Source organism: Paraglaciecola sp. (assembly GCF_030730205.1).
GTDB lineage: Bacteria > Pseudomonadota > Gammaproteobacteria > Enterobacterales > Alteromonadaceae > Paraglaciecola.
This window is the reverse complement of the sequence record NZ_JANQVQ010000288.1, coordinates 1-22336: the sequence shown is the minus strand read 5'-3', so window position 1 is coordinate 22336 and position 22336 is coordinate 1. Positions and strand designations below refer to the sequence as shown.

The 22336-nt window shown below is 42.5% G+C and carries 21 protein-coding genes; 8 read left to right on the top strand and 13 right to left on the bottom strand.

Features of this window, described 5'->3' with window-relative positions:
• Nucleotides 1-34: 34 nt before the first annotated feature.
• The 4 genes from zapE to xseB all read right to left on the bottom strand — a co-directional run bounded on the left by zapE (nucleotide 35) and on the right by xseB (nucleotide 4448).
• Nucleotides 35-1237, bottom strand: a complete 1203-nt coding sequence (gene zapE, locus NWQ57_RS18295; protein WP_306023655.1) for a cell division protein ZapE — start codon at nucleotides 1235-1237, stop codon at nucleotides 35-37.
• A 140-nt stretch (nucleotides 1238-1377) separates the two neighbouring features.
• Complete coding sequence (gene dxs / locus NWQ57_RS18290; protein ID WP_306023613.1) at nucleotides 1378-3243, bottom strand: 1-deoxy-D-xylulose-5-phosphate synthase; 1866 nt, start codon at nucleotides 3241-3243, stop codon at nucleotides 1378-1380.
• Nucleotides 3244-3306: 63 nt separating this feature from the next.
• Complete coding sequence (gene ispA / locus NWQ57_RS18285; protein ID WP_306023612.1) at nucleotides 3307-4197, bottom strand: (2E,6E)-farnesyl diphosphate synthase; 891 nt, start codon at nucleotides 4195-4197, stop codon at nucleotides 3307-3309.
• Complete coding sequence (gene xseB / locus NWQ57_RS18280; RefSeq protein WP_306023611.1) at nucleotides 4194-4448, bottom strand: exodeoxyribonuclease VII small subunit; 255 nt, start codon at nucleotides 4446-4448, stop codon at nucleotides 4194-4196. Before xseB ends, ispA begins: the two co-directional genes overlap by 4 nt.
• A gap of 317 nt (nucleotides 4449-4765) precedes the next feature.
• Here xseB and pomA point away from each other — a divergent pair, with 317 nt between their 5' ends.
• Complete coding sequence (gene pomA, locus NWQ57_RS18275; RefSeq protein ID WP_306023610.1) at nucleotides 4766-5530, top strand: flagellar motor protein PomA; 765 nt, start codon at nucleotides 4766-4768, stop codon at nucleotides 5528-5530.
• A 3-nt stretch (nucleotides 5531-5533) separates the two neighbouring features.
• The gene (locus NWQ57_RS18270; RefSeq protein ID WP_306023609.1) at nucleotides 5534-6478 is read left to right on the top strand and encodes a flagellar motor protein MotB; all 945 of its coding nucleotides are present in this window, start codon (nucleotides 5534-5536) and stop codon (nucleotides 6476-6478) included.
• Nucleotides 6479-6515: 37 nt separating this feature from the next.
• On the opposite strand, the gene NWQ57_RS18265 is transcribed toward NWQ57_RS18270, so the two are convergent.
• The 6 genes from NWQ57_RS18265 to NWQ57_RS18240 are packed head-to-tail and all read right to left on the bottom strand — an operon-like array spanning nucleotide 6516 to nucleotide 11591.
• Nucleotides 6516-7070 carry a DUF3833 domain-containing protein gene (locus tag NWQ57_RS18265; protein WP_306023608.1) on the bottom strand — a complete coding sequence of 185 codons (555 nt, stop codon included), beginning with the start codon at nucleotides 7068-7070 and terminating at the stop codon, nucleotides 6516-6518.
• A complete protein-coding gene (locus NWQ57_RS18260) occupies nucleotides 7067-7606 on the bottom strand; it encodes a chalcone isomerase family protein (RefSeq protein ID WP_306023607.1) in 540 nt (179 codons plus the stop codon). Before NWQ57_RS18260 ends, NWQ57_RS18265 begins: the two co-directional genes overlap by 4 nt.
• Complete coding sequence (locus NWQ57_RS18255; protein ID WP_306023606.1) at nucleotides 7606-8859, bottom strand: cyclopropane-fatty-acyl-phospholipid synthase family protein; 1254 nt, start codon at nucleotides 8857-8859, stop codon at nucleotides 7606-7608. Before NWQ57_RS18255 ends, NWQ57_RS18260 begins: the two co-directional genes overlap by 1 nt.
• 2 nt (nucleotides 8860-8861) lie before the next feature.
• Nucleotides 8862-9590 carry a DUF1365 domain-containing protein gene (locus tag NWQ57_RS18250; protein ID WP_306023605.1) on the bottom strand — a complete coding sequence of 243 codons (729 nt, stop codon included), beginning with the start codon at nucleotides 9588-9590 and terminating at the stop codon, nucleotides 8862-8864.
• Entirely contained in the window at nucleotides 9590-10852 is a 1263-nt protein-coding gene (locus NWQ57_RS18245) for an NAD(P)/FAD-dependent oxidoreductase (RefSeq protein WP_306023604.1), read from the bottom strand. The genes NWQ57_RS18250 and NWQ57_RS18245 overlap by 1 nt, the downstream gene beginning before the upstream one ends.
• A 16-nt stretch (nucleotides 10853-10868) precedes the next feature.
• Nucleotides 10869-11591 carry an SDR family NAD(P)-dependent oxidoreductase gene (locus NWQ57_RS18240; protein ID WP_306023603.1) on the bottom strand — a complete coding sequence of 241 codons (723 nt, stop codon included), beginning with the start codon at nucleotides 11589-11591 and terminating at the stop codon, nucleotides 10869-10871.
• A 185-nt stretch (nucleotides 11592-11776) separates the two neighbouring features.
• Here NWQ57_RS18240 and NWQ57_RS18235 point away from each other — a divergent pair, with 185 nt between their 5' ends.
• From NWQ57_RS18235 to NWQ57_RS18225, 3 genes are read left to right on the top strand one after another with little or no spacing between them, the layout of a single operon-like run.
• Nucleotides 11777-12349: an LON peptidase substrate-binding domain-containing protein gene (locus NWQ57_RS18235; RefSeq protein ID WP_306023602.1), complete on the top strand. Its 573-nt coding sequence runs from the start codon at nucleotides 11777-11779 to the stop codon at nucleotides 12347-12349.
• A gap of 55 nt (nucleotides 12350-12404) precedes the next feature.
• Entirely contained in the window at nucleotides 12405-13019 is a 615-nt protein-coding gene (locus NWQ57_RS18230) for a sigma-70 family RNA polymerase sigma factor (RefSeq protein WP_306023601.1), read from the top strand.
• Nucleotides 13012-13695, top strand: a complete 684-nt coding sequence (locus tag NWQ57_RS18225; RefSeq protein WP_306023600.1) for a ChrR family anti-sigma-E factor — start codon at nucleotides 13012-13014, stop codon at nucleotides 13693-13695. Before NWQ57_RS18230 ends, NWQ57_RS18225 begins: the two co-directional genes overlap by 8 nt.
• Nucleotides 13696-13764: 69 nt before the next feature.
• Here NWQ57_RS18225 and NWQ57_RS18220 read toward each other — a convergent pair whose 3' ends face one another.
• Nucleotides 13765-14532, bottom strand: coding sequence for an outer membrane protein assembly factor BamD (locus NWQ57_RS18220; RefSeq protein WP_306023599.1), 768 nt, complete (start codon nucleotides 14530-14532; stop codon nucleotides 13765-13767).
• Nucleotides 14533-14700: 168 nt separating this feature from the next.
• Here NWQ57_RS18220 and rluD point away from each other — a divergent pair, with 168 nt between their 5' ends.
• The 3 genes from rluD to clpB all read left to right on the top strand — a co-directional run bounded on the left by rluD (nucleotide 14701) and on the right by clpB (nucleotide 19216).
• Entirely contained in the window at nucleotides 14701-15684 is a 984-nt protein-coding gene (rluD, locus tag NWQ57_RS18215) for a 23S rRNA pseudouridine(1911/1915/1917) synthase RluD (protein WP_306023598.1), read from the top strand.
• A gap of 2 nt (nucleotides 15685-15686) precedes the next feature.
• Nucleotides 15687-16448, top strand: coding sequence for a peptidoglycan editing factor PgeF (gene pgeF, locus NWQ57_RS18210; protein ID WP_306023597.1), 762 nt, complete (start codon nucleotides 15687-15689; stop codon nucleotides 16446-16448).
• Between the two features lie 197 nt (nucleotides 16449-16645).
• On the top strand, nucleotides 16646-19216 hold the full coding sequence (clpB, locus tag NWQ57_RS18205; protein WP_306023596.1) for an ATP-dependent chaperone ClpB: 2571 nt from the start codon (nucleotides 16646-16648) through the stop codon (nucleotides 19214-19216).
• 64 nt (nucleotides 19217-19280) lie between these two features.
• Here the strand turns inward: clpB and prsT are convergent, their stop codons facing one another.
• Both prsT and NWQ57_RS18195 read right to left on the bottom strand, forming a co-directional pair.
• Nucleotides 19281-22130, bottom strand: coding sequence for an XrtA/PEP-CTERM system TPR-repeat protein PrsT (prsT, locus tag NWQ57_RS18200; protein WP_306023595.1), 2850 nt, complete (start codon nucleotides 22128-22130; stop codon nucleotides 19281-19283).
• 36 nt (nucleotides 22131-22166) lie between these two features.
• Nucleotides 22167-22283: a PEP-CTERM sorting domain-containing protein gene (locus tag NWQ57_RS18195; RefSeq protein ID WP_306023654.1), complete on the bottom strand. Its 117-nt coding sequence runs from the start codon at nucleotides 22281-22283 to the stop codon at nucleotides 22167-22169.
• Between the last annotated feature and the right edge of the window lie 53 nt (nucleotides 22284-22336).

Genomic DNA, 22336 nt, shown 5'->3' with positions numbered 1-22336 from the left:
GAGCCAGAATAGGTCTGTAGGGCGGTGAGTTCTTCTATTTGCTGATAGTATTTTTTGCTATCTCTATCAATCTGCTGTAAGTGCGGCGAAATTCAAAACTAAGGGCGCCACCTTGATAGAGTTCGTGTAATTCAACAGCCGTGCTGAGGTACAAATTAACTTTTTGATCATACAACTCATCGATCAAACAGATAAAACGTCGTGCTGCGTCATCTGTTTTTGCGTACGAGATGATGCGCTCACCCGTGCTACTTGCTTGATCCTTGCCTATACCATCTTCAGTTCCACGAGTTTTTATCCAATCACGTACCTTACCTCCTAGGCATGGTACGTCACTTATCATGACAGTAGTAAATCGATTGGCAATTTCCATGTAGTCAAGTTGAGAGCGCGGACCTTCGCATAGCGCATAAAAATCAAACCAGGCAATTGCCTGATTAGCGTTCAACTGAGCTGCCTGCACCAGAGGAATAGCTCGGTTACAAATAGTGATTGTCTGATATTGTATTTTAGGTTTTTTCTTTTCACGGCTAATTAGGGTATTAAAAATCGTCTTAAAATCAAGCTCTGTGTTCAAACCAATGTTAAGTGATTTTTGTTTTAAGGCACTAGGGCTAAGCACAGCATCAATGTTATGTAGGCGATGGTCTTGTTCGCCGTTTAAATGCAACATTTGAGTGTGGGCTTGCAGTAAGGCAATACAAGGCACAAACTTATGTCTGGCTAAGCCATTTTCATATAAACGCTCAATTGGAATGTTTGAGGTAGCCACTAAAATCACGCCGTTTTTAAACAAACACTCAAAAAGCCCTGCTAAAATCATGGCGTCGGCAATATCGGCGACAAACAATTCGTCAAAACAGATAATAGCGGTTTCACTGGCGAGTTTATTCGCAATAATAGTAAGGGGCGCTTGCTGGCCTTGGTAATACCTAAGTTCTTGATGTATCCGCGCCATGAATCGGTGAAAATGTAGCCGCGTTTTTCTGCCTTCAGGTAAGCATTGATAAAATAAGTCCATCAAAAAAGTCTTACCGCGGCCCACATCACCCCATAGATACAATCCTTTTACGGGCTTATTACTTGGTGACGTTGAGGTAAGCTGATGAAAGAGTTTATCTAGTGCCGCTATGGCTTCTTGCTGCGCCACATCAACTAGTAGATTGCGGCCAAGTTGAGCGCGATACATTGATAACGGTGAAGTAAGACCTGCATTGGATTCACCAGGTAATGACATGGTTGAAACGGTTACCGAGAGTGGCACTGGTTGCTTGGCGTCACGCTTGTTCATCAAACAATAAACAAGCGTAATTTAAGTAACAACTCATCAATCCTAAATAAAAAGACTTATTCATTGCGCGTCTTGTTGCTCAAGCCTCAACTAGTTTGAAACGCTGCTATTTTGGCCAATATTCCTGCGCTATCCATGCCAAGTTCTGCGTACATTTCTTGCTGAGTCCCTTGCATAATAAATTCATCGGGCAAGCCGACTTGCAAAACCTTACATTGATGTTTTGTAGATATTAAGTATTCCGCTACGGCGCCACCTGCGCCGCCCATAATCGCACCATCTTCGAGGGTAACAAACAAATTATGATCTGCTGCTAATTCTTCAATAATGGCAGTATCGAGAGGTTTAACAAATCGCATATCAATCACGGTTGCGTTGATACTGGCTGCCGCTTCTTCAGCAAACGGCAATAAAACACCAAAGTTTAAGATAGCAATGTTGTGCCCTTTTTTAATGGTGCGGCTTTTACCAATCGCCATCTCGCTCATACTTGACTCTGGAACTTGGCCGCTTGCCGAACCTCGTGGATAACGTACCGATGCGGGTTTGTCGAGTTTATGCCCGGTATATAACATTTGACGGCATTCATTTTCATCCGCTGGCACCATGATAACCATATTAGGAATACAGCGTAAAAAGGGAATATCAAACGCACCTTGGTGAGTAGGGCCGTCAGCACCTACTAAACCAGCACGGTCGATCGCAAACAAAACCGGTAAATTTTGTAAGGCCACATCGTGGATCAACTGGTCGTATGCGCGCTGTAAAAACGTAGAGTAAATAGCGACCACTGCATGCAGACCTTCTTTAGCCAAGCCTGCTGCGAACGTTACTGCGTGCTGCTCGGCAATAGCAACGTCAAAATATTGCTCTGGGTATTTTTGTGAAAACTTCACCATACCAGAACCTTCACGCATAGCGGGAGTTACTGCCATTAACTTAGGGTCTTGCGCTGCCATGTCACACAACCAATCGCCAAAAATAGCCGAAAAAGTTGGATCACTTGGCGCGGCTTTGGGTAGGCCTGAGGCATTAGGATTAAACTTAGGAACAGCATGAAATTTAATCGGGTCGCGTTCAGCTAATTCGAAGCCTTTACCTTTTTTGGTCACCACATGCAGTATTTGCGGGCCTTTAATTGAACGCATATTACGTAGGGTATCAACTACGCCTTTTACATCGTGGCCATCAATGGGCCCGATGTAGTTAAAACCGAGTTCTTCAAAAATAGTGCCAGGGACTACCATGCCTTTGATATGCTCTTCAGCTCGACTTGCAAATTCTTTGATGGGCGGTACGCTACTGAGCAGCTTTTTACTGCCATCACGAATAGAGTTAAACAAGCTACCGGTTAACAATCGGGCTAAATGACTATTCAATGCGCCAACGTTTTCAGATATAGACATCTCGTTGTCATTTAAAACCACAACTAGGTCTTTATCGATATCTCCACCATGGTTTAGTGCTTCAAAAGCCATGCCCGCTGTCATCGCACCATCGCCGATAACGGCAACGATTTTTCGGCCTTTGTTTTCTTTTTCAGCGGCCACAGCCATACCAAGAGCGGCACTGATTGAGGTAGAAGAGTGTCCTACCGCAAAGGTATCGTATTCACTTTCTGGTGGCCAAGGAAAGGGATGTAATCCACCCTTTTGCCTGATAGTTGGCATGCGATCGCGACGTCCAGTCAGAATTTTGTGTGGATAAGCTTGATGACCCACATCCCATAATACACGGTCGAATGGAGTGTTGTAGACATAGTGCAGAGCAACTGTCAGCTCTACCGTGCCTAAACCGGATGCAAAATGTCCGCTACTTTGACTCACACTGGTTAGTAAGTATTGGCGAAGCTCTGCAGAAAGTTGCTGCAATTTTTCTTGTGGTAAAGCGCGCAGCTCATCGGGCGTGTTGGCTAGTGCCAAAATAGGGTAATTTGCAAGATCTAGAGTCATGTATGGCTAGTCAACTATCTGGTTATTATTTTTCATGCAGTTGGGTGCAGGTTTTGATTTTTATCAATACTTACGCTGAATGATGAAATCAGTAAACGATTCTAATATGTGGGTATTGTAGGGCAAAGCGCGTAAAGCTTGAAGTGCTTGTTGATGTAATTCATGCAGATAGTCCTGAGCATGCTGCAATCCAAGCAGTGCGGGATAAGTACTCTTATTTAACGCTAGGTCAGAACCTTGTGGTTTACCAAGGGTTTCTGAATCACTTACTACATCGAGTATGTCATCTTGCACTTGGAACGCTAAACCGATAATTGCTGCGTATTGGGTCAAGGTTTGGCTATCTTTGAGCGCTATACTGTCTGCTAAGCTTATCGCCATAGCTACACAAGCGTTGATCAATGCGCCGGTCTTTTTGCTGTGCAGATCTTCAAGTTCAGCTTGTTTGATTTGTTTGTTAGTTGCCGCTAAATCCATAGCCTGACCACCACACATTCCTAAATAACCCGCCGATTGGCTTAATATTTTAACTAAATCAATACGTTTATTTTCAAGGTGAGAACTTAACTCACACTCACATAAAATTTCAAAAGCGAGGGTTTGCAATGCATCACCGGCTAAAATCGCCGTCGCTTCATCAAATTTAATATGACAAGTTGGGTGTCCACGGCGCAGCTCATCGTCGTCCATCGCCGGCAGATCATCATGCACTAAAGAGTAGGCATGAATCGCTTCTATCGCTGCAGCAGGCCCAATTAAGTCTTGTTTGGCAATACCTAACATTTCACCCGTAGCAAAAACCAAAAAGGGCCGCATACGCTTACCACCTATCAGTAGGGTGTAAGCCATGGCGTCTTTTAAATGTTTAGCGTGCTCGGGTAAGGCGTCAATCTTATCGACTAAATATTGATCAACTGTTTCACGCACATAGTGCTGGTAGTCAGTTAAGATCATTCGTTTTCTGTTTGGCGGTTTGAAAAATCAACTAAGGTGTCTTGATTATTTTGGCTCATTAAGATTTGCACTTTTTGTTCAGCATCTTTTAATTTTTGCTGACTCATTCTGGCAAGTTGAATGCCACGCTCAAAGTTTTGTAGCGCATCTTCAAGAGGCAAATCACCTTGTTCCATTTTGCTCACAATGGATTCAAGTTCTTGCATAGATTGTTCAAAGCTTAGAATTTCGGTTTTTTTGCGGGTGCTCATAATGTCTTCAATTTAGTTGGCCTTAATGCCAAGTTGAGCGCACCATACCTGAGCGTAAAAAAACCGTCAAACACTTTTACCTTTGGTAAAAATCATTAAATTCTGCGATTTAAAGTAACTTTGACAGATTGCTGAAATTGCAGCTATAGAATATTCAACTTGAGTCGATAAAATATTGAAATATGTCGGTAATTTTATCAGATTAAAATGTGACTAATGTTTCAACAAGTCATTGCAAATTAGGCTTTTAATGCGGCACACTGCCTGTAGTTGGCGTTATGAATTTAGGTATATCAGTTAAAGATTGGGAGTAGATAGTGGATTTAGCAACTCTAATCGGCATGCTAGGCTCGATAGGCTTTGTTGTCATGGCAATGGTCCAAGGTGGTGACATTGCCATGTTTATTAACGTGCCTTCGATACTCATTGTATTTTGTGGCAGTCTGTTTGTGGTTTTATCTCAGTATACCCTCGGCCAGTTTTTTGGTGCGGGCAAAATTGCGGGTAAAGCCTTTATGTTTAAAATTGATACGCCTGAATCACAAATAGAAAAAATTGTTGAAATGGCCGATGCCGCTCGTAAAGGGGGATTTTTGGCTTTAGAAGAAGCAGAAATTGCAAATCCTTTTATGCAAAAAGGCGTTGATATGCTGGTGGATGGTCATGATGTAGATGTGGTAAGAGCCACCTTATCCAAAGACATCAGCATGACCTCTGAGCGTCATGAATTTGGTAAAACTATCTTTAAAGGTTTAGGTGATGTTGCCCCTGCAATGGGCATGATAGGCACTTTAGTAGGTTTAGTGGCCATGTTGTCTAACATGGATGACCCAAAATCAATTGGTCCTGCGATGGCAGTCGCATTGCTGACCACGCTATATGGTGCAATGCTGGCAAACTTAATTTGCTTGCCTATTTCCGTTAAATTGGGTAACCGCGCTGATGAAGAAAAATTAAATCAAAGCTTAGTGTTAGACGGTATTATTGGTATTGCAGATGGGCAAAACCCTCGTGTCATCGAAGGTATTTTGAAAAGCTATTTGGCGGCTAGCAAACGCGGTAAAGCCGCGGACGCAGAGTAAGCTATGTCAGACGAAGAAGAATGCCCTAAATGCCCCCCTGAAGGGCTTCCTGCATGGATGGGGACCTTTGCTGACTTAATGTCGCTGTTAATGTGTTTCTTTGTACTGCTATTGTCGTTTTCTGAGATGGACGTACTGAAATTTAAGCAAATTGCCGGCTCCATGAAATTCGCCTTCGGGGTACAAAACAAAATTGAAGTAAAAGACATTCCCAAAGGAACCAGCGTTATCGCCATGGAATTTCGTCCAGGGCGGCCAGAGCCCACCCCAATTGATACTATTCAGCAGCAAACGATTGAAATGACCCAGCAAATGCTAGAGTTTCAAGCAGGTAATGAAGACTCCGCCGGGGGCAGGCAAAAGCAGCGTGGCGAGCAACGAGGCGGCGCAGCTCAGCAAACGGCGTCAGAAGAGAGCGCCGCTGCGAGTCCGCAAAGTGCCCAAAGCCAAGATAGCAGCCAAGATCAGATCAATGAGCGCTTGAAAAAAGTAAGCATGCAGTTGGAAAAGGAAATCATGGACGGGGCGATCGAAGTTGAAGCTCTCGGTCAACAAATCACGATCCGTATTCGAGAAAATGGCTCGTTTTCGGCTGGCTCAGCGTTTTTACAGCCGCAATTTAGGCCAATTTTACGCAAAGTCGGCACCATCTTAGCTGACATGCCCGGTGACGTTGAAATTTCTGGTCACAGTGATAGTCAACAAATCTCCAATGAACTTTATCGCTCTAATTGGGATTTATCTTCCCAGCGCGCAGTTGCAGTTGCTGAAGAGTTGCGCAGAGCTCCTAACTTCGACGAGAGTCGCATGTCTGTTGTGGGTAAAGCAGATACTGCGCCCTTAGTTGAGGCAGAAGATCAGCAAGCACGAAGTCGAAATAGAAGGGTGGAGATTTCGATCAATCAAGGGAAACCAAAGATATCAGATCCTATATCCGTGTTGCCTTAAACCGATAACAATAAAAAAGGGACCGTATGGTCCCTGTTTAATTGACTGATTTACAGCCCCTTATCGGCGCCGTCTTGTCAAAAAATATGGATATTTCAGCCACAGTGACTCCAAATTTACTCATGTAGGAGCGGTTCATTACTCGATTGTCATCTAACTTGTACATCCAGTCGTCTACTGCAAGATCGTACTCAGTCCCATCTACAGGCACCCGTAAGGTGTATTTCCAATTAAACGCCGTGCCATTCTCACTACCTGAGGCTTGACCTACCACGTCACCCGCAGTGCCTGTAACCTTGCCATCGTCAGCTTGGCTGAGTTCCCACACTCGGATTTGTTCTTCGCCATCGTTGTAGTAGAAGGTCTCGTGTAATTGGCCTTTGTTGCCTTCCCATGTGCCAACGATATCGACGCAAAAACGGCGGCTCAATTTTTTTGAATAATCTTCAACAATACCCCACGCAGTAACGTTGCCATCAAAATACCTGCTTAGTTCAAAAGCAGGGCCTGTATTGTTATAGTCTTCAAGTGAGCTGCTGCAACTCGTTAACACCAATAAGCTGGCACTAGCAAGACCAAACTTCATGTTCATTTATTTTCTCCTATGAGTTGCCTTTGTAAGTCGGGATAGCTGGATTTCTCGTCCAGCCAAATACGTAGGAAATTGAAACCAAAGTCCGTATCTTCAATGTCACCTATGATGTCGTTATTAAAATAAAAGCGGCTGCGATGCTGTTGGTCGACCAATAACAACAACTCATCTCCCTTTTTGATATCTGGCCAAATAGCAGTGAGCTGCTCAAGCCAAGGGGCGGTTTGCGTTGCGCTGATGCCGAGCTTTTGCCACTCTTCGTCGGTGCGTTCGATTAAATCTTTAGACTTGATGTTCCGAAGGTAATGGATTTTCAAAGCCTGAGGGAAAATTTTAGCCTCAAAAGTGCCACTGGGCGTATACAACTCTGAGCGGTACACGTCCCAAAAAAGCACTTCGAGTTTTGCTTTGCCCACCATTTTAAAATCAGCAATGGGGTTGGCGAAACTGATGCTACTACACAGCAGGAACACCGCTATAAACACAGATGTTAAGGTGGAGCGCGCTATGTTGGTCCTGGGCATAATCGGCTTCATTATCTGGCTAATGGGGCACTAAATGCTGGTTTACTGACCACCAATTGTACCGTACTGATGGTCCGCTCTAAAAAACCACCTTCACAATAACTGAAATAGTAGCGCCACATCTTCATAAAGCGCTCGTCGTACCCATCATTGGCTAAAACGTCTCTATTTTCCAATAAACGATGATGCCAGTCTTGGAGGGTTTTGGCGTAATCCAAACCGATGTCGTGCAAATCGCGGATCATCAGATCGGTGTATCGCTTTAAATGTTGGTTAATCAATAATTGGGAGGGTAGATAACCACCTGGAAAAATGTGCTTTTGGATGAAGTCGACATTTTTGCTGTAGCTTTCAAGGCGCTGGTCATTAATGGTGATTGCCTGTAATAACATGACCCCTTGTTTCTTTAATAAACTTGAGCACTTTTTGAAGAAGGTGGGCAAAAACTCTTTGCCTACCGCTTCAATCATTTCAATAGAAACCAGTTTGTCGTATTGACCTTCTAACAATCGATAATCTTGCTTTAATAAGGTAACTTTTTCCTGCAAACCTTCTTTTATAATCCATTCGTTTGCATAAGCATGCTGTTCTTCTGAAATCGTTGTTGTTGTCACGTTGCAGCCGTAGTGTTTCGCTGCAAATACTGCAAGGCCGCCCCACCCAGTGCCAATCTCGAGTAGATGGTCATTTTCAGTTAGCTGTAACTTATCGCAAATTACCTTTAATTTATTATGCTGCGCTTGTTCTAACGAGGCATCTGCTTGAGGGTAAATAGCAGATGAATACATCATGCTATTGTCTAAAAATCGAGTGTAGAGTTTATTCCCTAAATCGTAATGGGCCGCAATATTTTTCTTGGCGCCGCTGTGGCTGTTCTTATTTGCAATATGTTTTATTTTTCGCAGCGGTAACGCCAACCATTCCATTTTTGCTTCCCACGCATCAAGCATGTCAAGGTTGCGGGCAAATATACGAATAACATTGGTAAGATTTGGCGTTGTCCATAATCCTTCAGTATACGTTTCTCCCGAAGCGACACTGCCGCCAAAAAGCAATCTTTTATAGGTCGATAAGTCGTTAATATCAATTTCGGCATGCAAATCACTGTTACGCTCACCAAAGGTGTCGATCAGCACGCCTTTTTCTTTAATCACCAGTTGCCCTTGTGGCAAACTCGCAAAGATTTTGAGCATAATGCTTCGGCACACCTTATCTGACCAAGTCTGGGTTCTTGGTGCGTTGAGGGTTTGTTCTCCATTTACCATAACTACTGTTTACCTTGTGCTGGATGAGAATAAATAGGCATGCCCTTAATAAAAAGCTTGAGCGCTTGCCAGTAAATTCCTACTACTGTTTTTAACGTCATAAAGGGAATATTGATTACTACGCGTTTAAGGTTGTGAGAGTTCAATTCTTTACGGGATAAATTAATATTGGCCACAAAGTGTTTTGTTTCTCGATGACAAGCAAGGCTTAATTTTAGATATTCAGCAGGTTGCTCAATTTTCCATTTGTATTGCATATCAATAGGGTTGAAGGGCGATACATGAAAAACTTTTTGACTGTCTTTTTGCTCTGATAAATCAACTAAATAACAATGTCTCTCGTTCCATGGCGTATTGCTAACTTCTGCCAGAAGATGACTGTAATAACCACTTTGGTCTTGTAAGTAGTAGAAATTAACTGGACTGAAATACAAACCGAAAGTTCGCATTGGGCTCAGTAAATATACCTTTCCTGCGAGCGGTTTACCTGCTAGCTCTGACATTTTCTCGATCACACAGTCTTGTAGCAAGCGTTCTGGGTCACCTAGAAAGTCACTGCGCCTGAATTGGATAGGAGCAAACTTTTTTGTTGAAAACCAGCTGAGTGCCGACACGGTTTCTTCGAGTTTAGTGAGATCTAACCAAAACAAATTAATCCGATAACTAAACCGATGCTGTTTGGGAATAAACCGCGCATGCATGACTTGACCGCTGTATATTGCATCATGCATTACAGCGACACGCCAAATTCAGCACAGACATCTAAGGCACTACGAACCCCATCTTCGTGAAATCCATTGTACCAATACGCCCCACAAAAATGTAAACCGTGTTGGCCTGAAATATGTTTATGCCGAGCTTGAGCAGAAATAGCTTTTTGATCAAATTGCGGATGAGCATAGGAATACTGGCCCAGTATTTTGTTCGGATCGATTGCCGCTGTATTATTCAGGGTGACGCAAAAAGTCGTGCTTGATTCTAATCTTTGCAAAATGTTCATGTTGTAACTTAATACGGCGGGCGCACTTTGCTCGTCTTTGTCGCCGGTGAGTGAATAGTTCCAGCTAGCCCACGCTAACTTTCGTGTGGGCAGCACACTAGTATCGGTGTGCAAAACCACATCGTTTTTGGCATATCGGATACTGCCGAGTATGTCTTGTTGTAATTCACTGGGCTCAGCTAGTAAGCGCAGAGCTTGGTCACTGTGGCAGGCAAAAATAACCTCGTCAAAATAGTGCTCGACTTGATTCACAGTAACGGTGTAGCCGCTATCGTTAGTTGCGACAGATGTAACGGCGCTATTGAGGAAAATTTTGTCTTCAAAACCTTGAGTCAGTGGCGCAATGTAGCTTCTTGAACCGCCTACAATGCTGTACCACTGTGGCCGATCAGTTATATTCAATAAACCATGGTTATTGAAAAATTTGAGGAAAAACTGAAAAGGAAAGGCTTTGATGTCTTCTAGACTGGTAGACCAAATAGCGGCGCACATGGGCAAGATGTAGTTGTAGGCAAAGTCTTCACTGAGTTTGTGCTGCTGAATAAATTCAAACAGGGTCATATCACCATAATCAGTCGCTTGCGCCGCATTACGTTTACATAATTTGTTAAATTTTAGGATGTCTCGGACAATACGCCAAAACTTGGGTCGTAATACGTTTCGACGTTGAGCAAATAAACTATTGAGTGTGTTGCCGTTATATTCCAAGTTTTGGGCGCTGTTTTTTACACTAAAACTCATCTCTGTTGGTTGAGATTTTACCCCTAACTTATCCATTAACTTGATGAAATTAGGATAGGTCCAATCATTGAATACGATAAAACCTGTATCAATCGCATAGTGCTGGCCATTGATCTCAACGTCTTTGGTTGCAGTGTGGCCACCAATGTAGTCATTGGATTCAAATACGCTGATGTCGTGTTCTTGATGCAATAGGTGGGCACAGGTTAAACCTGAAATACCAGAGCCGATAATTGCAATTTTTTTGTCCATCTATTGATTTCCTTAATTATTGTTCTTGTTCTTTCATCTTTTTACACAAAGCCACTTGCCAACTATTTGGCAGCACATGCAAAAAGCGTAGTATCAAACTAAAAAACCATGGAAAATAAATACTACGTTTACGTTTTTCTATGCCTTTTAACATGCTTATTGCCGCTTGCTCAGCGCTAATTTTCATCGGCATGTCGAAGTCATTTTTTTCCGTCAGAGGTGTTTCAACAAAGCCAGGAGACACACTTTGCACAAGCACCTGACGGTTAGCTAAATCGACTTCGAGACTTTTTATAAAATAATGCAGGGCTGCTTTACTGGCGCCATAAGCTTGGCTTCGAGTAAAAGGTAATAATCTTGCTGTGCTGTCGACGATTACAATTTGATTGCCTGATTTCAGCTTAGGCAATATGGCTTCTACGCAATGAACGATACCAAAGAAATTAGCAGCAAAAACCCGATGAAATAACGCCGATTCAAATCTCTTCACATCCACATACTCACACACACCGGCGTTGAATACATAAATATCAGCCTTGATACTGGCTAATGCATCCTTACTTTCTTGCAGGTCACTAACGTCGAAGGCAAGGGACTCAATATTTTTATGGGCTGCAAGCTCATCTAATTTGGCTTTGTTGCGTCCACAGGCAATAACGTGGTAGCCAGTGTCGGCAGCCTGTATTGCCAAGGTTTGCCCGATGCCCGATGTTGCTCCCGTTATTAACATTGTTTTCATAAAAATTGCTAGCCGCTTTTAAAGTTCAATTAAGTAAACTGCTTTGTCGCAGCTGTTGTTGATAAATACCTTATACACTTTAATTGAGATCATATTTACAAAAGAGTTTAATTATTAATAGCGATCCATTCTCATTGAGGTGGCGTAACAGATATCATCAATAAATGAGTAAGCTTTGTACATATATGAAACCCATAATCCCTTTTTTTCCACTATCAGCGCATGTACTGCCAGGCGGGCGTCTTCAGTTGCGTATTTTCGAACCGCGATATGTTCGGATGGTGAAAGAAGCGTGTGCTAATGACACCGGTATTGGTATATGTATGTTTAATGCCAAAGGTGCTAAGGAGACTAACGAACACATTTTTCCAATAGGGACATATGCAAAAGTCGTTGACTTTGATTTATTACCTGATGGCATGTTAGGCATCACCGTCGAGGGTAAGCAATGTTTTCAGATTTTATCAGTTGAAACCGAAGCAGACGGCCTTCGGGTGGGGCAAATTGAATGGTTAACAGAATGGACGTTGCCGGAAGATCAACAACTGTTAAGCCCAATCAACGAGCGCCTAGTAGAGATTTTTGAAAAATATCATGAGTTAAAAAATTTATATGAAACCCCTCATTTCGACGATCCTATTTGGGTCATTTACCGCTGGTTAGAGTTGATCCCTGTCAACGCTGAACAAAAGCAACAATTGTTAAAAGATAAAGATTGTATGAAAGCCCTCTCTTTTCTGACACAATTGGTGGAGTGATCCTTTTTTAGTTAACCCCAGTATAAGAGTTAAACATCAACTTTTTGGGTAACTTATGTTAGTCGGAATACCTTTGGAATCTAGGTCCTCTCATTCTGTTAAACCGATAGAATGCGCCGATGAAATGGCTGCATTTTTAAGTGCTGTTGCAGAAAAACGTTGTGAACGCTCGTTTGCCAACGTCTTTAATTATTTTGCTCCTAGGCTGCTGTCGTATTCGTTAAAGCAGATGGGTAACGAAGCCCTCGCAATGGAGTTGGTGCAGGACACAATGGCAAATGTGTGGCAAAAAGCGCATTTGTTTGACGCATCCAAGGGTTCTGCGTCTACGTGGATCTTTACAATAGCTCGAAATATTCGCTTTGATTTACTTCGTAAGTTAAGAAACCGTAAGGAAGATATTTGTGCCGACGACTTGTGGCCAATATTGTGCGAACAGACCGCCGACGTTAATGAAGTGTCTCATGATCACCAAGTAACGATGGACGAGATAGGCATATTGTTTGAATCGCTCCCAGATAAGCAGAAGGCGGTCATTGAAGCGATTTACATAGAAGGCAAGTCGCAACAAGAAGTGGCTGACGAGATGAACATTCCCTTGGGAACGGTGAAATCAAGAACCCGTTTAGCCTTACAAAGATTGAAAGAGATGATTGATACTAATGATTAAGCACCATCCAACCTCGCAACAGTTAAATGCTTTTGTCTCTGGTGTGTGTGAGCCAACTCTAGCGCTAATGATCTCAGCTCATACGGATCTATGTGCAGAGTGCCAAGCTAAGTGTTTGAAATTACAACATGTAGAAACCATTGATGCATTTAGTTCGCCGGTGGCCAGAACACCCGAGCTTGACAAAATGTTTTCTCGCATCACCCAGTTGCCTCAGCAACAAAAAACGCTAATCGCAGACTCACCTTTCGAAGGATCTGGCTTGAGTCATTTCGACATCGAGCTTGAAGGTAAGCGTTTTGTATTGCCCAGGACCTTGAAACGATATGCTAAGCACACAGGTAATTGGTCTCGTTTAGTAGGCAAGTTATGGCAAGCTCCAGTTGATTTAGGGTGTATGGGCAAGGCCAACTTTATATACATGGAGAAGGGAGGCAAGGTTCCAGAGCACACTCATAAAGGTTCAGAGATGACGCTAGTGATCGATGGGCAGTATGGAGATGGCGTTGCAAATTACGATTGCGGCGATTTTACTTTGCTTGATGGTACCCATAATCATTTGCCTCATTCTGAAGCAGACGAAGGTTGTTTAGTGTTTACCATCGTCGATAAGCCGCTGTATTTCACTTCGGGTATAGCCAGACTGTTGAACCCATTCAGCCATTTATTTTTTTAGTAAATGATCAAACAAAAAAAACGCGCTTCTGATTAGCGCGTTTTTTTATGTCTCAATTAATTCAGACAATCAGCTGATAAAACTGCTATTGGGGTAATTTAGCTTCAAGGTTTTCATCGCATTCACTTTCAGCTCTTCTAATTTTAATTGGTCGTAACATTCAACCATGATTTCTAATGCTTCTTGTACGTGCGAGGTATCAGAATAATACTCAAGTACGTAACGACCTCTATTAGCGGCGGCCACAAAAGCCTCACGGCGCATATAAAAACGCGCGATGGCAATTTCATACTTTGCTAAGCGGTTTTTAATGTGCAACATTCTTTTTTGCGCATCAGCCGCATATTTACTTTCAGGGTATTTTTCAATCAAGCGTCTGAAATCTTCAAAGGCCTCTCTTGATTTACTTGGATCTCTGTCAGAGCGGTCAATTCCAACAAGCTCTTGAAACAAGTTTTTATCCGCCTCCATGTTAGTTAATCCGCGCATATAAATTGCGTAATCAACATCTGAATGATTGGGATTTAAGCGGGTGAAACGATCAATAGTGGCAATGGCCTCTTGGGTCTTGCCCGATTTGTAATAGCTATAAATCAAATCAAGTTGTACTTGGTGTGAAAACGGGCCAAAAGGGTATTTAGAATCAAGTGCACTCAGTGTTGCAGTCGCAGCATTAAAATTGCCTAATTTCATTTTTTCTTTGGCATCTTGATACAGAGCTTGTTCGCCGCGATTGCCAATAACGATATCTTGATCATCAGGAGATGAAGAACAACCTGCCATTAAAGCAAGCATGCCTCCCAGTATTAATGTATTTATTCGTGAACTATTGGTCATATTGTCTCTAATTACTCTTATTTATATAGGTGATACTTGATATGCCATTCATTGAGTATCAAAAATCCGTTAGAATAGACGTTTATCGATCATTGTTGCGCATTCTACCCCAGCACTTTGGGCTATGCACATATAAATCGTCATGTAACCTTATTGGATCCTAATTGTATGTCTACCCACAGTGAAAAAATTCATTTGCAAGCAAGTGTACCGCAAGATTTATTCGGCAAACGCTTAGATCAAGCTTTAGCCGAAATGTTCCCTGATTATTCACGTTCTCGCTTAAAAGAATGGATTTTAAGTGATTGCGTTAAAGTAAACGAGCAAATAGCCAATACGCCACGTGAAAAATTAGTGGGAGAAGAGCTCGTTGAGATCAATGCAGTAATAGAAGTTCAAGTTCGTCATGAAGGACAAAATATCAAACTTGATATCGTCTATGAAGACGATGATATTCTGGTGATTAACAAACCGGCTAATTTAGTTGTTCATCCGGGCGCGGGGAATTCTAGCGGCACAATTTTAAATGCCTTGTTAAACCACGCACCTCAAATCGCTAATGTGCCACGAGCAGGTATTGTGCATCGATTAGACAAAGACACCACGGGGTTAATGGTGGTAGCTAAAAATATCATAGCGCAAACTCATTTAGTTGAGCAGCTTCAAGCCAGAGAAGTCAGTCGCGAATACGAAGCCATTGTGTATGGCACTATGGTTGCTGGTGGAACGGTTGATGCCCCTATTGGCAGACACCCGACAAAACGAGTGAACATGGCCGTGGTTGAATCTGGTAAACCAGCGGTGACTCACTATCGAGTGAAAGAGAAGTTCCGTGCTCACACCTATGTCAGATTAAAATTAGAATCGGGTCGTACCCATCAAATTCGCGTACACATGTCGCATATTCGTTATCCATTAGTGGGTGATATTAGCTATGGTGGCAGACCACGTCCGCCAAAATCAGCTAGTCCAGAATTTATCGAAACACTGAGAGCTTTTCGTCGTCAAGCCCTACATGCTGTCCAATTAGAGTTAGTGCATCCTGTGACGGGTGATTGGATGAGCTGGCAGGCGCCTTTACCAGATGATTTTGTGCATTTGCTATCAGTCATTCGTGAAGACAAAACCATTAACGGCAGTGGAGATGTATAAGCTTGGCCTTGCCAAATTTTATTAAACCTGATTGGAAGGTACCACCTCATATTGTGGCCTACACCAGTTGCCGTGGAGGAGGGGAATCATCCCCTCCTTTCGACTCGTTAAATGTGGCGCAGCACGTTGGCGATGACCCACAAGTAGTTGAAAAAAATCGCAGCAAACTACCTAATTTTCAGCACTATCATTGGCTCAACCAAATACACAGCGATATCTGTCTTGAATTACCCCATGAACATTCCGCCAGTGCAGATGCTAAGTTACCTGGCGCTGACGCGTGTTTTACGTCACACAAAAATCAGGTTTGTGCCGTTATGACAGCTGATTGTTTACCGCTGTTGTTGTGCAATGCCCAAGGTACAAAAGTTGCCGCTGTGCATGCTGGCTGGCGGGGATTAGCTAATAATATCATTGAAAAAACCATCGACAAATTAGCCTGTGATACCTCGTCTATGTTTGCTTGGCTCGGCCCTGCTATTAGTCAACAATATTTTGAAGTGGGCGCAGATGTGAAACACAGCTTTGCTGATTTTCCAGAAGCATTCATGCCCTCGTCAAATTATTCAGCTAACCAAGCTAAGTACTTAGCAGATTTGTATGCCATTGCCCGAGCAAAGTTAGTCGCGATGGGGTTACACAATATCAGTGGTGGAGAGTATTGTACGTATAAGCATGCTGATTTGTTTTTCTCTCATCGCCGTGCGACTCACCAAGGCTTAAGCACTACAGGCAGAATAGTGACTTCCATCTACATATCCTAAACATGAATGCCTAGCGAGCGGTGTGCTCGCATAACGTTCCTTGTTTGATTAAGATCAAACTCCCTTGTTATTTTGTGTTTCTCACCCTTCTATCTTGTATAACCTTACTTGAAATGTGGTCATTTTATACCCATAACTAGAACAACTTAGTTTTAATGGTCATTCGACCAGGGTTTACCCGCATTTGGAGTCCTAATATGCAATTAGACCGTTTTACCAGTAAATTACAAATGGCCCTTTCTGAGGCACAATCTTTAGCTTTAGGCCGAGATCATCAGTATATCGAACCGGTGCATCTACTGAGCGCGTTGTTAAATCAGCAGGGCGGTTCGGTTCGTTCTTTGTTTGACCAAGCTCAGCTAAATGTAAATGGCTTACGTTCTGCCTTAGCTGAAGCTTTAGACAAGGTGCCCCGTGTTGATGGCGTGGGCGGCGATGTACAATTAAGCAAAGACACCGTGGTACTGCTTAATTTAAGTGACAAAATTGCGCAAAAGCGCAAAGACCAGTACATCACCTCAGAAATTTTTGTGCTTGCCGCTTTGCAAGATAAAGGACGTTTAGGCGACATACTCAAACAATTTGGCGCTGACCAAGACAAAATCGAAAAAGCCATTGAAAAAATGCGTGGCGGTCAAAAAGTGACCGATCAAAACGCCGAAGATGTCCGTCAAGCGCTGGATAAATTCACCACAGACTTAACCGAACGCGCTGAGCAGGGCAAACTCGACCCAGTCATCGGCCGCGATGATGAAATACGTCGCACTATCCAGGTATTGCAACGCCGGACAAAAAATAACCCGGTCTTAATTGGCGAACCTGGTGTGGGTAAAACAGCCATTGCCGAAGGCTTAGCCCAGCGTATTATCAATGGTGAAGTACCTGAAGGACTTAAGAATAAACGAGTGTTGTCTTTAGATATGGGCTCTTTAATCGCGGGCGCGAAATTTCGCGGGGAATTTGAAGAACGACTCAAAGCAGTGCTTAATGAATTGGCTAAAGAAGAGGGTCGAGTCATCCTGTTTATCGACGAATTGCACACCATGGTGGGTGCTGGCAAAGGTGAAGGTGCCATGGATGCAGGCAATATGCTCAAGCCCGCGTTAGCAAGGGGCGAACTGCATTGTGTAGGTGCCACAACGCTAAATGAATACCGCCAATATATTGAAAAAGATGCGGCCTTAGAGCGCCGATTCCAAAAAGTATTGGTCGAACAGCCCAGTGTAGAAGACACCATCGCAATATTACGTGGTTTAAAAGAGCGTTATGAGCTTCACCATTCGGTAGAAATTACTGATCCTGCTATTGTTGCCGCAGCGTCCTTATCACACCGCTACATCAGTGATCGTCAGTTACCGGATAAAGCCATCGATTTAATCGATGAAGCCGCTTCGAGTATTCGCTTGCAGATGGACTCTAAACCGGAAGAAATGGATAAGTTAGAAAGACGTATTATCCAGCTCAAACTAGAAGAACAAGCGCTGTCTAAAGAAAAAGACGAGGCCAGTCATAAACGACTAGAGCTCATTGAAATTGAACGTGAGCAAGCAGAGCATAAATTTTCAGATCTAGAAACCGTTTGGTTATCTGAAAAACAAGCCATGCAAGGCACACAAAACATTCGTTCCGAATTAGAGCAAGCAAAACTGGACTTAGAGATTGCCCGTCGAGCCTCTGACCTTAGTCGCATGTCTGAACTACAATATGGCCGAATTCCTGAACTTGAAAGCAAATTAGAACTCGCCAGCGAAACCGAAAACGTTGAGACCACTTTATTAAAAAATAAAGTGACTGAAAACGAAATTGCCGATGTGTTATCCCGATGGACCGGCATTCCCGTATCCAAAATGCTAGAAGGCGAAAAAGAAAAACTGCTGTCTATGGAGAGCGCGCTACACAAACGAGTAGTAGGTCAAGCCGAGGCTGTAAACGCGGTGTCCAATGCCATCAGACGTTCTCGCGCTGGCCTCTCTGATCCTAATCGTCCCATTGGTTCTTTTTTGTTTTTAGGGCCAACAGGAGTGGGTAAAACAGAATTATGTAAAACCTTAGCTGGCTTTTTGTTTGATACCGAAGATGCCATGATACGCATCGATATGTCAGAGTTTATGGAAAAACACTCTGTCGCTCGTATGGTAGGTGCCCCTCCTGGCTACGTAGGTTACGAAGAAGGCGGCTATTTAACCGAAGCGGTACGCCGTAAACCCTATTCAGTGATTTTGCTTGATGAGGTAGAAAAAGCCCATCCCGATGTATTTAATATACTGTTGCAAGTGCTTGATGATGGTCGTTTAACCGATGGACAAGGCCGTACGGTTGATTTTAAAAATACCGTGATCATCATGACCTCGAATCTGGGCTCTGATATTATTCAAGAATCTAATCGCACCAATAACTACGAGCAAATGAAAGCCTTAGTGATGGGCGAAGTAGGGCAGCACTTTAGACCCGAATTTTTAAATCGAATCGATGATGCCGTGGTGTTCCATCCACTCGGGCGTGAACAAATTAAATCCATTGCTAAAATTCAATTGTTGTCACTACGTGAACGACTTGCGGTTAAAGGATTTAAGTTGGAACTCAGTCATGCGGCTCTTGATAAACTCGCAGAGGCCGGTTTTGATCCAGTATTTGGAGCCAGACCCTTAAAACGTGCCATCCAAACTGAAATTGAAAACCCCTTAGCGCAAATGCTATTAGGCGGCACCCTAGGTGTTGATGGTGTGGTTAAAATTGATGTAAAAGACCAGCAATTCACGATTATTTAGTGAGTAATGTGTCCCATTTAGCATGGCTAAACGGGACACATTTAAAGCGGGTTTATTAACTGCACTATTTGATACTATCGAGTAAAGCCTGTGCTTTAGGGCGATTGTAAAAGGGGCGTTGAACATTAACAGCCATAGTCAGTTCATTTTTAGCTTCTTCCAGTCGCCCTAATTTAATTAGGGTATAACCGATGTGGTATCTAATTTCAGGACTGTTTGCATCACGGGCGTAGGCTTTGCGCAATAAGCCTAATCCTTCTTCGTACCAGCCTTGCAGGCTTAATACCCATCCGTAAGTATCGAGGATTTTGGCGTTGTTTTCATTTAATGCAAAGGCCTGTTCAATGTAGTTTGCGCTTTGCTGCAGGTCATCTTCTAGGCTCATGATGGCGAGCTTATTGTATATTTCTGCCTTGTTAATTTGTACTTCTGCTTCCAGAAGTGCTTTATATAAAGCTGAGGCTTGGGCAAAGTCTTGCTGTATGTAATAAAACTGCGCCAGTAAATTTTTTGCCAAGATGTTTTTCGGGTTGATCTCAAGCAATTTTCTCGCTTGTTTCACAAAGTCTGTTTCTTGGCTTCCACGAATACTCATGTCATACAAGATAATTAAGGCTTGATGAAAATTAGGATCAAGCTCTAACGCTGTTTTTAAATATTTAACAGCATTTGATTCGCTTTTAAGCGCATTAGCATACAGTGCTTTAATCAGCCAAAAGTTAGCATTTTTTTGATTAGCTGATTCAATACGGCTAATAATGGCTGCGGCTTCATCAAGCTGAGAAGACTCGATCAATAGCTTCACTTTATCTAGAGTGATGTAGGTATTGTTGGGCGCTAATGTTTCAGCGCTAGTGAGTGAGCGAATTGCGCCAGTGTAATCCTTAATGGCTCTTTGTAATTGGCTAGTGAGTATCAATGACTCAATAGGTAAATCACTAAACAGACTGACCCGTTTTAATATTTCATCAAGCTCAGTGAAGCGTTTTAAAGGCAGTAAAATTTGTGCTTTTTGCAGTTGATATTCAGCGTTATCAAAGTTTTCTGCTAACAAGCGGTCAACATGATACAACGCACTTTCATAGTTACCCATACGCATATAAATAGTAGCCAACTGACTTTTTGCGTACTGATCGCGAGGGTTTAATACAATTATGTCGCTATACAGCGCAATGGCGTTATCTAACTGACCATCAGCCACTAAATTATGGGCTTTTAACGTTAGAACTTGCAGGTGAGTAGGTGATACCGCAAGTAAGCTTTCAATTAAGTTATTTGATTTAGCCAACTCGCCCTTGCGGCTATAAATAGACGCTAAGTTAAATTTTGCAGGAAACAAATTAGGCTCAAGACTCAAGGTTTTTTCAATTAAGACGATGGCCTCATCAAGCTTGTTTAAGCGAATAAGAATTCCCGCTTTCAAATTAAGAAAGTTAGCATCATCTGGATACAACTTGATTAAGGCATTGGCACCGTCGAGGGCTTTTTCTTTTTTATTCCCTTGTAGGTTCAGCATACTGTAGGTGAACAAATACGTTGGATTTTTGATGTTCTGTGCTAAACCCTTGTCTAAGATAGCCAACGCTTCTTCTTGTTTACCCCGCACCATCATCAGTTTAATTTTAAATAATTGCAGGCGAGAGTCATTAGGGTAAAGCGGTTCAAGCTCATCTAATAAACTTTGTGCTTTAAAGGCACGGTTAGAGTTAATAAATAACTCGCCGAGTAAAAGTGCTGAGTCTAAGTTTTCAAGTAACTTACTTTGATACTTTTCTAACAATAATAAGGCCTGTTTGTTTTGCTGCGTTGCCATGTAAGTGCGACTGAGCAAAATAACGGCTTGCATGTCATTCGGGTTCTTAGTTAGGTATTTTGCAAAATCTTTAGACGCTTGTTCGGTATTTCCATTAAAAAAGGCGGTTAATCCGCTAATGTAAAGTAGCTCTGGTTGCGCAGCGATAACATCAGGCCCAAGGCTTGATAGTATGTTATTCAACCTGTCTAAACGCTCATTATTTACCGGTTTGCTTTTGTCTTTACTGTCTAACCAGCTACTTAACAATATTGCCAGTGGATCATCAGGGGTTTTTTCGATAATTTCATTTACGAAGGTTCGAGCCCCATCAAAGTCATTACTTTCTAAATATAAATCGGCCAAACTACGCAAGGTCAGTGGATCATTGCTGTTTAATTTGAGCGCTTGTTGTAATTCATCTATCGCTTGGTCGATGTTACCCATCGCGCGCGATAATTGGCCTTTTTGTCGCCAGGTTGTGGCTTCAGTGCGTGAAATAGCCATGGACTGGTTAATAAACCCTTCGGCAGCCTTATAGTTTTTTTGAAACAAGGCAATCGCGGCTAAACCGTTTAACGACATGGTGCTGTTAGCATCTAACGCTAACGCTTCGTTGTAAGTTGTTGTTGCACAATCATATTGCTTTAACCTGACACAGGCAGTGGCTCGAATAAGTAACCACTTTACTTTTTGCTCTACAATAAGCTTATCGGTGTAATTGAGATCCAAAATCTCTTGGTATTTATTTTGAAAGAGCAGGGCATTACCTAAAGGCTCGGCAATAATATTGATATCTGCTCCTTGTTGTAAGGCCTCGTTAAATTCAACTTCCGCAGCGGTTAAATAGCCGTTAATCAACAATATCTGCCCCATTAGTATTTTAGCGGCCAAATTGTCGGGGTCTTGTTGCAGGCTATTTTTTAAATGAATAAACGCTTCATCGTATTTTTTTGCATTATAAGAGGTTAAGGCTTTTTCGTAGTCTCCCAACGAGCTAGCTAACGCGTTAGATTGACTGGATATAAGAATAAAGAATAAAGCAATGAGTTTTAGTGGCATAAAAAATAACTTCAGTTTTACGAGTAAATATAACAAGAGTTTGAACAAAAAAGGTGGCATAAGCCACCTTTTTTAGTTTGTAAAATAATTTGCTTATTAGGCTTTGCGTCTACGCCATGCCATTAAACCGCCGCCTAAAATAAGTAGGGCGAAAGAGCTAGGGGCGCTAACGTCGGTTTTACCACCTAAATCAGGTCCAGATTTAAATCCGATACTGGCTATTTTAAAACCGCTATTTTCTGTAAAGCCATCAACATAGGCAATTG